General features: G+C 57.7%; 8 protein-coding genes and 1 pseudogene. 8 read left to right on the forward strand and 1 reads right to left on the reverse strand.

Going from position 1 to position 12,580, the window contains the following annotated elements; all coding sequences use genetic code 11:
• Nucleotides 1-689 precede the first annotated feature (689 nt).
• From FGE21_RS19000 to hisD, 3 genes are all read left to right on the forward strand, one after another.
• A complete protein-coding gene (locus tag FGE21_RS19000; RefSeq protein WP_139664980.1) occupies nt 690-1,667 on the forward strand; it encodes a LysR family transcriptional regulator in 978 nt (325 codons plus the stop codon).
• Between the two features lie 152 nt (nt 1,668-1,819).
• Complete coding sequence (locus FGE21_RS19005; protein ID WP_139664981.1) at nt 1,820-4,255, forward strand: FAD-dependent oxidoreductase; 2,436 nt, start codon at nt 1,820-1,822, stop codon at nt 4,253-4,255.
• Between the two features lie 199 nt (nt 4,256-4,454).
• Nucleotides 4,455-5,732 (forward strand): histidinol dehydrogenase, encoded by a 1,278-nt coding sequence (gene hisD / locus FGE21_RS19010; protein ID WP_139664982.1) that lies wholly within the window; start codon nt 4,455-4,457, stop codon nt 5,730-5,732.
• Nucleotides 5,733-6,072: 340 nt separating this feature from the next.
• Here hisD and FGE21_RS19015 read toward each other — a convergent pair whose 3' ends face one another.
• On the reverse strand, nt 6,073-6,672 hold the full coding sequence (locus FGE21_RS19015) for a TetR/AcrR family transcriptional regulator (protein ID WP_139664983.1): 600 nt from the start codon (nt 6,670-6,672) through the stop codon (nt 6,073-6,075).
• Nucleotides 6,673-6,828: 156 nt separating this feature from the next.
• Here FGE21_RS19015 and FGE21_RS19020 point away from each other — a divergent pair, with 156 nt between their 5' ends.
• The 5 genes and pseudogenes from FGE21_RS19020 to FGE21_RS19035 all read left to right on the forward strand — a co-directional run bounded on the left by FGE21_RS19020 (nt 6,829) and on the right by FGE21_RS19035 (nt 12,478).
• Entirely contained in the window at nt 6,829-7,392 is a 564-nt protein-coding gene (locus tag FGE21_RS19020) for a carboxymuconolactone decarboxylase family protein (protein ID WP_139664984.1), read from the forward strand.
• Between the two features lie 185 nt (nt 7,393-7,577).
• Nucleotides 7,578-7,955 (forward strand): annotated as a pseudogene (locus FGE21_RS20530) (IS5/IS1182 family transposase); the annotation flags it as partial.
• Nucleotides 7,956-8,333: 378 nt separating this feature from the next.
• Nucleotides 8,334-9,431: a tRNA-dihydrouridine synthase gene (locus FGE21_RS19025; RefSeq protein ID WP_139664985.1), complete on the forward strand. Its 1,098-nt coding sequence runs from the start codon at nt 8,334-8,336 to the stop codon at nt 9,429-9,431.
• 306 nt (nt 9,432-9,737) lie between these two features.
• The gene (locus FGE21_RS19030; RefSeq protein ID WP_139664986.1) at nt 9,738-10,559 is read left to right on the forward strand and encodes a PstS family phosphate ABC transporter substrate-binding protein; all 822 of its coding nucleotides are present in this window, start codon (nt 9,738-9,740) and stop codon (nt 10,557-10,559) included.
• A gap of 8 nt (nt 10,560-10,567) precedes the next feature.
• Complete coding sequence (locus FGE21_RS19035) at nt 10,568-12,478, forward strand: bifunctional diguanylate cyclase/phosphodiesterase (protein ID WP_139664987.1); 1,911 nt, start codon at nt 10,568-10,570, stop codon at nt 12,476-12,478.
• Nucleotides 12,479-12,580 lie beyond the last annotated feature (102 nt).

Raw genomic sequence — 12,580 nt, forward strand, 5'->3', positions numbered from 1 at the left:
GTCATCGATGACATTTAGCGCCTCGGGCTCCAGTCCAACAATCCACCATTGATGCGGCCAACTTCGCCTTGCGGCTTTTCAACGAAGCCGGCCGCGTCATCGTTGTGGAGTTCCAGCAGGCCGAGATGACCATACATCCCAAGTTTACCACGTCAAAGCCTCTCAACCTCAGGAGATATCCCGTTGCCCAGCGCATCAACGGGCTTTGTCCGCGTGATCTCCGAAGGTTCATTTTCCACGAGCGGCGCCGCGGCGGGGATCCGGCGATCATCCAGACACGATCTTGAAGGGCTTCAGCGGAGGGCTGCCGATCGATGGCTATGCTCGCCATACCCGCTTGTCCGCATGCGCAATTCCTCAAGTGAGCCGGACCCAGTTTCCCAAAACAAAGCTGCCGTCCGAATAGGCGCGAAGAGCAGCAGCAGAGCCCGCACGTCAGTCCCTACGCAACCTCAAACAACACATTCTTCAACATAGAATGAGCCAGTAGGAGGCATGAAGCCAAACCTGAATGCAACTTCGCTCGAACGCAGACCTGCACGAAGAAGCATAGCCAGTTCAAACCGCCATTTTTTTCACAGGCTCGGGCTGGAGAAGGAAAATTTAATCTCCATTTAGACTTATTGAGTTTAAAATTCCTAAAAATTACGAGTAGGCTGCGTCAGCCCGTGCACAATTGAGATCGCCCGATGTCCCGCCTGAACGCTTCCAAGGATCTCAGCCTCAAGTCGCTGGAACTATTCCAGACCTGCGCGCGGGATGGCTCGCTGCAGGCGGCCGCCCAGGAGGCGGGGCTGACCGTCAGTACCGTGTCCCACCATTTGCGCAGCCTCGAAGAGCATCTCGGCGTCGAGCTCTTCAATCACGCCCGCAGGCCGATGGCGCTGACGCCGAAGGGGCAGACCTTTCTGCGCAACATAGAAGGGGCACTCCTCGCGATCCGCAAAGCCAAGGCCGAAGCCTCCGCCGGCAGCGTGGCTGATGCAAGCTTTCTGCGGCTCGGCACGATTGAGGACTTCGACAGCGACATCATCCCAGAACTGGCCGTGTTCCTCTCGGCTAGCATGCCGACCTGCGATTTTATGTATCATACTGGCTCAAGCCACGACATTCTCGAAATGCTGCGCAACCGAAAGCTTGATATCGCCATCATCACCGCGCCCGACGAACGGCTGAGCGATCTTCGTGATCGGCCCCTGCTGCGTGATCCCTTTGTGGCCGTACTGCCGCGGGTCACCCAGCAATCGCTGAGCGAGATTGTCGAGGGGCAAAGCAAGCTGCCTTTGCTGCGCTTTTCCAGCAATCTGATGATCGCCCGTCAGATCGAATCGCAACTGCGCCGAATTGGGGTCACGGCGCCGCATCGGTTCGAATGCAGCAATAATCAGACCCTGATGGCTATGGTCGCCGCCGGGGCAGGCTGGACGATCACCACCCCGATGTTGTTCTCGCGCGCAAAGCGGTTTCACGCGAGAGTGCGGATGCACTGTTTTCTTCCGGGCAAGAATTTCGCGCGCACCCTGGCGCTGGTGTCGACGCCGGATTGCTCGCGCGCGGTCGTCGAACTCGTCGACAGCAAAATGCGGCGACTGTTTCAGGAGCACGCCCTGGCTCCGTTTCACCGCAGTGACCCCTGGCTTGGGGACAGTTTCAAGCTGATCGACTGAGGCCTGTCTTTCCGACGCCTCGCAAATGGTTTGTTGTTCATCTCAGGCAATCAAATTCTAACTGTGATTTTTTGATAAGCAGCCGAGTTCCTGTTGCGAGGGCGACAACGGCTGGTCCTACTCCCGGATAAAATGGATCGGAGGCGCACCCCATGAAATCGCGGGCCAAGGTTGTTGTTATCGGTGGCGGCATTGCCGGCTGTTCGACCCTATACCACCTCACGCGGGAAGGCTGGAGCGATGTGGTGCTGGTCGAGCGCAATGAGCTCACCTCGGGGACGACATGGCATTCGGCCGCGCAGGTGACGAATTTCGGTGCCAACCAGACGATGGTGGGGCTGAAAACGCATTCGATCAAGCTATACAAGGAGTTGTCGGAGAACCCGGAATATCCGATCAACTATCACTATGCCGATGGCGGCATTCGGCTGGCCAATACCGAAGCGCAGATGATGGGATATCGCCACTTCGCGTCCATGGCGCGCGGTATGGGAGTCGACCTTGAGGTCATCGACGCGGAGGAATGTGCCCGCCGTCACCCGCTGGTTTCGACCACCAACCTGATGGGCGGGCTGTGGGATCCGCTGGACGGCGACATCGACCCGGCGCAGCTCTGCCAGGCTCTGGCGTATCACGCCCGCAAGGCCGGGGCCGAGGTCTACCGAGAGACCCCCGTCACCGCGCTGACCCAGCACAAGGACGACACCTGGACCGTACACACGGAACAAGGTGATATCGATTGCGATATTGTCGTCAACGCCTGCGGCTACCGTGTGAACGAGGTGGGGGCAATGATGGGCGTACATCACCCCGTCGCCTCGATGGAACATCAGTATTTCCTGACCGAGGACATCCCAGCAGTTGCCGAGGCCGGGCATCGGATGCCACTGCTGCGCTGCCCGATCTCGGACTACTACAGTCGTCAGGAAAAAAACGGCCTGCTGGTCGGCTTCTATGAACAGGACTGCAGGACCTGGGGCATGGATGGTATCGATCCGAACTTCGTCAATGCCCTTTGTCCGAACGATCTCGACCGTGTCATGGATGTGATGGAGGGCGCCTTTGAACGGATGCCCGTCCTGGCCGAAACCGGTATCCGCTCCATCGTCAACGGCCCGATTACCTATACCATCGACGGCGCGCCACTGGTCGGCCCGATCCCCGGCAAGCGCAACGCTTTCTGCATCATAGGACTGCGGGCCGGGCTGGGCGAAGGCGGTGGGCATGGCTGGTTGCTGGCGCAACAGATCGTCCATGGCGAGGCCTGCTACGACACTTGGGTCATCGATCCGCGCCGCTTTACCGGCCACGCCAATGTGGAACTCACCGCGCTCAAAGCGATCGAAGATTACCAGAACGAATTCCGCTTTCATTTCCCGAATGAACACCGCCCGGCGGGTCGCCTCGCCAAGACCACGCCGCTGACGCCGGTCTTTTCGGCAGAAGGTGCCGAGTTCACCACCGTGAATGGCTGGGAGCGGGTCGATTTCATCAAGCCGTCGCCGGAGTTTCACACCACGCTCGGCTTCAACTTTGATGAGGCCTTCGACATTGTCGCGGCCGAGGTGAAGAACCTGCAGGAAAACGTCGGCCTCTGCGAGGTCAGCGGATTCAACCGGTTCGAGATCACCGGCGCGGATCGACACGCCTTCCTCGACCGAATGTTCTGCAGTGGAGTGCCGAAACGGGATGGTCGGGTCGGCCTTGGCTACCTGCTGAACCATCACGGGCATGTCAAAGGCGAGGCCACGGTGGCCAATATTCCCGCCTCGGACCGGGGGGACTCGCGGGTCTGGTATGGGTCGGCCGCGGCCAGCGAATACCACGACATGGACTGGCTGACGGCTCACCTTGACCCGGATGAGGACGTGCAGATCCGCAGTCTGACCAACGAGCTGACCATCCTCGTCCTTGCCGGCCCCAAAGCGCGCGACGTGCTGTCGACCTGCGCGCGCGGCGACTGGTCGACAGCGGCGTTCCCCTGGCTCAGCGTCCGCGAATGCTTCATCGGCTTCGCTCCGGCGACGGTGCTTGGTGTCAGCTTTTCGGGTGAACTGGCCTATGAGATCCATGTGCCCAACGCTGCACTCTATGCGGCCTACCTGGCTCTGCGCAAAGCCGGCGAGGCGCATGGGCTCAGGCTCTTTGGCGCGCGGGCCGTCGAAACAATGCGGATGGAGAAGGGCTTCATGCATTGGAAGACCGATCTCATCACAGAATTTGACCCCTTCGAGACTGCGCTCGATCGGTTCGTGAAACCTGAAAAAGCAGACTTCATCGGCAAGGGTGCCCTGCATCGGCGGATGGCGGAAGGTCTGCGCAAGAAACTTGTGACGCTGAAGGTCGACGCCACAAATGCTCCGGCCCATAGCGGTGCCTCGCTGATGCGGGCGGGCAAGGTGGTCGGCACCATCACGTCGGGCAACTGGGGGCACCGGGTCGGCATGAACCTCGCCTATGCCTTCGTGGATCCGTCCCTGGCTGCACCGGGCACGCAGATCGACCTCGATTTTTACGGTGAGTTGGTGGGCACCGAAGTGATCCTGCCGTCGCCATACGATCCGTCCTTCGCACTGATGCGCTCGTGAGTGGCGCCAGCGTGCCGCGCGATCTGATGACCGGAGCCTTTGCGGCCAAACGCCATTTGACGGACCGGCAGCTCAAACTGGGGGCCGGGCCTTCTCCGGTCCCCCGGGACCAGATCCCCCATGCTCCAGGGCATCGACACAACCGATGCGCAGGCCGACGCGATCCATGCCCATTCCCAACAGAAGCAGAGTTGACCCCATGGCCATTACATACCTAAAGAAAGCGAACGCCCGCCCGGCGGTCGAACACAAGGATCTCCGGGACATCGTGGCCGCCATGCTGGCCAATATCGATCAGGGTGGCGAAGAGGCGGTGCGCGACTTTGCCCGCGAGCTCGACCACTGGAGCGGTGACATTGTGGTGTCTGCAGACGCCCGCGCCGCCGCCTGCGCCCGTGTGCCCGAAGCGATCAAGGACGACATCCGGTTTGCCCATAGCAACATCCGCCGCTTTGCCGAGGCACAGAAAGCCACCATGGGCGAATGCGAGGTTGAAGTGATGCCAGGGCTGATCGCCGGGCAGAAGCAGATCCCCGTCTCGAGTGCGGGATGCTACGTGCCCGGCGGGCGCTACAGCCATATCGCCAGCGCGCTGATGACTGTCACCACCGCCAAGGTCGCGGGGGTGCCTCATATCACCGCCTGCTCGCCGACGCGGACCGATGTCGGTATTCCCGATGCCATCGTCTTTGCGATGGACCTCTGCGGGGCTGACCTGATCCTCAATCTTGGTGGTGTACAGGGCGTTGCGGCCATGTCCAGGGGGCTCTTTGGCGGCAGGCCTGCGGATATCATTGTCGGCCCCGGCAATAGTTATGTGGCCGAAGCCAAGCGGATGCTCTTTGGCGAGGTCGGCATCGATATGTTCGCAGGCCCCACGGACTCGCTCGTCGTGGCGGATCACACAGCCTCATCCGAGACCGTGGCCTGGGACCTCGTCAGTCAGGCAGAACACGGGATCGACAGCCCGGTCTGGCTGGTCGCAACGGACAAGGCGCTGGCCGACGCGGTGATTGCCCACGTTCCTGTCATGATCGACAGCCTGCCGGACCCGAATGCCGCCGCCGCCCGCATGGCCTGGGATGAACGGGCCGAGGTCATCCTGTGCGACAGCCGCGAGGAGGCAGCACAGGTGGCTGACCGCTACGCACCCGAACACCTGCAGGTGCAGGCCGAGGATCTTGACTGGTGGCTGGGCCGCCTCATGGCCTATGGCTCATTGTTCCTGGGCGCGGAGACGACGGTGGCTTTTGGTGACAAGACGTCGGGCCCCAACCACGTTCTGCCCACCAGCGGCGCCGCGCGCTATACAGGCGGGCTGTCGGTGCATAAATTCACCAAGACAGTGACCTGGCAGCGCTGCAACGCGGCGGCCTCGCACGAACTGGCGTTGCGCACCGCACGGATCAGCCGAACCGAAGGAATGGAGGGCCACGCCCGCTCCGCCGAACTGCGCCTCCTGGCGCAACCGGCCTGATCGCGTTTCCCGGGGCGTCCCGCGGCGCCGCACAGATCCGCCCCGGCGGCGGTTGCAAAAGACCCGGTTGGCGGACCGGACGAGGTCCCCCTCACCGACGGCGACAGCAACGGCGAGATCGACTGCTGCGCCACATCGCGGATCTCGCCGCAGTTCGGCGGGCTGCTGCGTGCCACTGTCATCTGCGTTGCCGCGACCTTCACATCCGGGCATATCCGGGCATCCCGGTGCGCGACCTTTGCACTTTGCCCTGCGGCGCGGTATCAGGATACCCTCCTGTCGAAGGGGAACATCGAGCCGCAGGCATCGCTCTGGCCTGCGAAACAGGGCTGGATACGGCTCAGGCGGCGCGGCGCAAGTCGCTGATCTCATCCGCCAGATCCTGCGCCAGCCGCTGCATCGCTTCCGGGTCGGTTTCCCGCTGGGCTTGAATTTTCAGGCCAAAGACATAGGTCTGCATCCGCCGTGCCAAACGTGCAGGATCCGCATCCTGGGGCAATTCACCCGCCGCTACCGCCCTGGCGAAACCCTGCGCCAGCAATCGCCGCACGGTTTCAAGATGCGCAAGCACGACATTGCGCAGCTCGGGCCGATCCATCTGTATTTCCAGAAGGGATTTCACCAACATGCAGGCGGTCGACGGTTTTTCGCAATGGTCCAGCCCCCCCAGCGACAGCAGGTAGCTGCGCAACGCCGTCAGCGCAGACGGGGCATCGGCAATCATCGCGGTCAGCTCCGCCTCCATCCGCCCGGCATAAAGGTCGAGCGCCGCGCGAAACAGCGCCTCCTTGCTGCGGAACGCGGCATAGATCGACCCAGGCCGCATCTGCAAAGCCTGCTCCAGATCCTTGAGAGATGTCGCCGAGTAGCCCTTGACCCAGAATAGGGTCATGGCGGCCTCCAGAGCGGCGTCACGGTCATATGCGGGTTCACGCGCCATAGGGCTGAATACACCTTTCAGCGCGCGCCAGATAGGTCAAAACCGACGGCTCACCTATTTTTGAGCGATCACTCTTTTATTACTTGAGCGATCGCTCAAAAACCTTCATGCCTGTCGCCATCACCGTCGCCAACCGCGACAGAAAAGGAGACATTCATGTCCACACTCGACCGCCTCGACGAAACCAACGCCCCGGAAAAATCCATCCCGCTGATCGAAAAGTCCAAGGCTGCGTTTGGCCGTCTGCCGGGCCTGCACAGCGTGCTAGCCGGATCGCCCGCCGCCTTTGAGGGCTACCAGGTGCTGCACCGCCTTTTCGCCGAAGAAACCGCTTTTGATGCAGATGAAAAGACCGTGGTCTGGCAGACGATCAACGTCGAGCATCAGTGCCACTACTGCGTGCCCGCCCACACCGGCATCGCCAAGATGATGAAGGTCAGTGACGAAATTTCTGACGCGCTGAGGGACGAAACGCCGCTTCCCACGCCGAAGCTGGAGGCGCTGCGGACCTTCACGCTTGCTATGATCCGCGAGCGCGGCAACGTCGATGATGCCACGCTTCAGGCGTTTTATGATGCAGGCTTCGAACAGCGCCACGTGCTCGATGTGATCCTTGGTCTGGCACAGAAGGTGATGAGCAACTACACCAACCACATCGCAGAAACACCCGTCGATGCGGTAATGCAGAAGTTCGCTTGGGAGCCGAATTCGGATCGGTAAGGATCGTTGCCCCGGCGAGTTGTGAGCGCCGGGGCCAAACCATCAACGCCGTCACATTCTATTGTGCTGCGCTCATATCCTAAGCAACCAGAACCTTTGCAATACGTCGGGACCAGATCGCGTGCACTTGGCACGGCAGGTGCAAATACGCGCCCGCTATCCCCAGGATCTCCGTCCGCAGCCGCTTGACCGCAGACCGGGCTGCGCTGCCCCATATCCGCAAATGCCAGGACGCGGATGCCAACCGAGGCGCTCGCGCAGTCAATCCACCATGCAAGCCACCACGCGAGAATGCCAAACCCCAGAGGCCCACGAGGACCGGAACTGTCGCCAGAACCGGAGCGGTCAACATATCGCGATACCTGATCCGCGCCCTCTGGCAACGGTGCGATGGAGACCATCTCCGAAGCCGCGTTGAGAAAAATATGCAGCGCATGAAGCTAATGGGCCAATCGCTCTTGGCGCGTGACTTTGAACGGCAGGTCGCAGCGATCCAGATCCGCATCGCCATGCTCAACCGCTATACTGCGCTTGGTATATGCGTCACCGAGCCCGCAGGATAACCGCGTCCGGGGTAAGGGGAAGCCCGCAATTTATCCACTCATGCAACAAAACCCACCACATGCCATCAAGTTTCACCATCAGCGTGCGGCGTCCCACACGGCAGGATTGGACAAAGGCGTCGCAGGGAGCAGGACGTCCTTAATGTGATCCCTGTCCATTTGGGCTGCTGCGAGATTGGACCCGAGCGGGGTCGGCTTTGTGACGCTCCAAAACATTGGCCGACGGACGTCTGCGCCCTCAGGAGTATCCTGTTTTTTAGGCAAAGCGTAGCCGGAGCGGCCGCGGTTTCCACCTGTTGGGTGAAGGACTGGCGAAAATTATTGACTGTTTGGTAAAAAAATGGACAGTCGAAGGTGTTGATAGGTTGAGGACACGCTATGACAAATGTACTTGCTACAAATTTTACAGGTCTTGAGTTTGTAAATCCATTTGTGCTGGCGTCCGCGCCGCCGACGGAAAGCAAACGAAAAATCATGAAGGCCTTTGAATCGGGTTGGGGCGGCGTCGTGACCAAAACGATTGGTTTGCATCCGGTTGAAAACGTTGCCGGGCCCAAAACCATCTACCAACGCACAAGTGAGGCAAAGCCCTATGTGTCGCGCACGAAACGCGCAGACACTGTGTCTCACTCGTCCTGGAACTGGGAGTTGATTTCCGATCAGCCGCTTGAACTGTGGTTGCCTGATCTGGAGGAAATCAAAAGAACTTATCCGGACCGTATGCTCATCGCCTCGATCATGGCCGGTGCAGGTAGCGAAGAGGAAATGAACAATTGGCGCAAACTTGCGACCGAATGCGTGAATGTCGGATGTGACGCGCTGGAGTTGAACCTCTCCTGTCCTCACATGGATCGCAAGGATATGGGCGCCAATGTTGCGAATGACCAGGACATCATCAGATCAATCCTGAAGGCTGTAACCGATGTGGTCAGCGTTCCGATTTGGGTGAAACTCACGCCGTCAACATCGACACTGGTTGAGGCCGCTGCGGTGGCCTATGCTTCGGGTGCGTCGTCGATATCCCTTTGCAATACCTTTCCTTCTTTGCCTCTGATGGATCCCGAAACGTTGAAATTTGAGGTTGAGGTGGATGGACTTGTGACGTCAGGCGGGCAAGGCGGGTTGGCAATTTTGAACCAGGCCTTGCAGCGTGTGTCGGATATTTCGCGCGCTTTTCCGGAAAATTCGATATCCGGCATCGGCGGGATAAAGGGCTTTCACGAAGCGTTTAATTTCATCGTACACGGGGCAGGAAACCTGCAGGTGTGCACAGCGGCGATGGAAGAAAAAGGCAGCGGTGGTGTTGGTGTCAAGCTGATACAAGAGTTGAAGGACGATCTGAGCGACTATTTGCAGCGCAAAGGCTATTCCTCTATCGAAGAGTTCAGGGGAATAGCACGTGAGCGGATTGTTGAACATTCTCAGATCCGTAGAAAGAGCGAGGACTATAACGGTGGCTACGTGAAATCGGCGTAGCCTCGTCGCCTCGCAAGTCCCCTATGTCTCCGGCACTTTCCCGTGAGCGACCTGTCACCGTCCAGGCCTGTGGTCTCGGACGGTGCAGTGTTTATTGCCAGGACCAGTCTGATTTGCGCCAGCGCTGATCCTTGATGGCTTGCGTTGGCCGGACAAAAGCGGTTGTCGAGAGCAGGAAAATCGAAGCGCTCCGCACTGAAAAAATGCCCTCTCAACGCTAGATACGCAGATCCGCCGCTACCGTTTTCGTTTTTTTAAACGTTTTAGTGCCTTCTGGCATAATGTAAAAGAGTGGAGAGTGACACGGTGTCCAGCAGTGTATTACGTTCGGCAACCATTGCTCTGGGTGCGATGGCAACTGCGGTGTTCTGCGACAGAGCGGAGGCCGAAACTTTGCGCATCGGAGGCACCGGGGTCGCACTCGGCAGTATAGCGGTTCTCGTTGACGCGTTTGAGGCGCAGCACCCTGGCTCCAAAATCGAAGTACTTCCAAGCCTGGGAAGCGGCGGTGGCATCAAGGCGGTTATCGCTCAGGCAATTGACCTGGGTCTCAGTTCCAGACCTCTGAAAGATAAGGAAATCCAAGGCGGCGCAACGGCCAGAAGCTACGCCCAGACATCGATGGTTTTTGCCACATCTGCCGGAAACGAAGCCTCTATAATCACACCACAGGACATCGTCGAGATCTATTCCGGAGTGGCCAACCAATGGCCGGACGGGAGCCCAATTCGCTTGGTTATGCGTCCGCCATCCGAGGGGGACATCCAAATCATAAGGGGCCTATCCCCAGAAATAGATATGGCTGTCGATGTTGCATTCGAACGCTCCGAATCCTTCGTTGCCATGACGGACCAGGAGAACGCAGAGACGCTTGAACGACTTGAGGGGTCTTTCGGCCTTATGGCCATTGGTCAGATTAAGGCGGAGGGCCGCCAACTGAAAGCTCTGACGCTCGTCACCCCGCAGGCCGAGGGCGCCACCTCGGGTCCTGACGATGCGTTTTTGAAAACACTGTATTTGGTGTCCAGCGAGGCAGCGTCACCACTGGCCGTTGAGTTTCAAAATTTCATCTTCTCTGATGAGGCACAAACAATCCTGTCTTCATACGAATTCAATCCAGTAAACTGACTGACGCCATGGAGAAATTTGGTAAAACGTCAGATGTGGAGGGTCTGGATCCCCGTATTCTTAAAGTGACCACTATAACTGCATTGATTGCAGCAGTGGCTGTCGCAGTCGTCGTTCCAATCCTCCATTTCTATTTTGGATACCAGTTCATCAAGGGTGGTTCGATAGCCGAAGTGGAAATGAATGCGCGCGCCGTGACACAGATTGTAGGTCGCAATCCGACTTTATGGCAATTTGAAACACTTAGAATTAGTGACATCCTTGAAGGTCCGAATAACGAAAGAGAAGGCTGGAAGGTTATTGGCGCGGGTGGTGAAGTCATAGCCGCCGTCGGGCGCGAATTCACGTCACGGCCGATCATTCGCGCAACAGCTCCGATATATGATGCCGGAATTGAAGTGGCGCGTCTTGAGGTTGTTCAGAGCCTCAGGGAGTTGCTGATGCGCAGCTTCTTTGTGTCGATGTTTTCCGGAAGTCTTGGGGTTGTTATATTTGCCGCGATTCGCATTTTGCCGCTTGGTCTCCTGAAGCGGGCGATTGACCGCGCTTCCTATCTCGCAAGCCATGACCCGCTCACTAAATTACCAAATAGAACGCTATTCAACGACCGATTGATGAACGCCATTGCAGAGGCCGAACATCTTGAATGTGGGCTGGCCGTATTGTGTTTGGATCTGGATCATTTCAAGGATGTAAACGATATACTCGGGCACGGCGCCGGCGACATTTTACTGGAGAAGGCAGCGGAGAGGATGAGCGGTGTTCTTGGTCGCAGTGATTTCCTGGCGCGTCTTGGGGGCGATGAATTCGCTATTATTCAATGGACTGCCGACCAGCCGAATGGCGCAACAGATCTCGCGAACAAGCTTATTGCCGAATTGGCAAGGCCGTTTGACCTCGACGGAAACGAGACAGTGATTGGCACAAGTGTTGGAATTACGGTATACGATAGGGGCATGAAGGGGGATGGTGCCGATGCACAACGGCTCCTTCAGCAAGCAGATTTAGCACTTTATCGTGCCAAGAACGACTGTAGAGGCTCGCTTCAATTCTTCGCCGAAGAAATGAATCGAAAACTACTTGCGCGCAAAAAGCTTGAACATGATTTGCGTCGAGCCATCGCTGAAGATGAACTGGAGCTGAACTTTCAGCCGCAAGTTGATTTGACCACGAACGAGGTGTCAGGTGTTGAAGCGCTCCTACGTTGGAACCATCCGACCGAAGGTCGGATATCTCCCGATCAGTTTATTACTTTGGCGGAAGAGACGGGTCTAATCATTCCGATCGGTGAATATGTAATAAGAAAGGCTTGCTATCACTCCCGTGATTGGCCTCACTTGAAATTCGCTGTAAATGTATCACCGATACAGTTCAGGCAGGGCAATCTTGTCGAAACCATAAGGTCGGCCCTTGAAGCTGAAGAAGTTGCACCGGGAAGGTTGGAAATTGAAATTACCGAGGGGATTCTTCTGCAGAACACAGATGAAACGATATCGATCTTGAATCAAATCAAATCTATGGGGGTCCGCATAGCCATGGATGACTTCGGCACAGGCTATTCTAGTTTGAGCTATCTGCGTCGATTTGATTTTGACAAAATTAAAATTGATAGATCATTCATTTCTGGGTTGGGTGAAAGTAGAGATGCAGATTGCATTATTCAGGCAGTTATAGATCTCGGCGTGTCTTTGGGAATGAAGTCCAATGCCGAAGGGGTGGAGACAGTTGAACAAGCGCGAATCCTTAAAGCAAGGGGGTGTGAGGAAGTTCAAGGTTTCTTCTTCGGGAAGCCAATGACATCGAAAGGCATACAGGAGTTGGTTCTTGACCAGGAATGGATGTTGGTTGCAGATTCAACTAAGGAAAAAATGTCTTTAGGAAATAAGTACAATCTCAATGGCCGTGAAGGCTCTAGATAGCTCCACCGTTTCCCTCTGCGTGGCATGGCTTTGATGATGTGAGAGGTGGCTCGGTCTGTTTGAACGGGACGGTTGCATGAGTCGGATGAGTACAGTCGCGGG

Origin of the sequence: Phaeobacter sp. B1627 (assembly GCF_006265095.1) — a bacterium.
Taxonomy (GTDB): domain Bacteria; phylum Pseudomonadota; class Alphaproteobacteria; order Rhodobacterales; family Rhodobacteraceae; genus Epibacterium.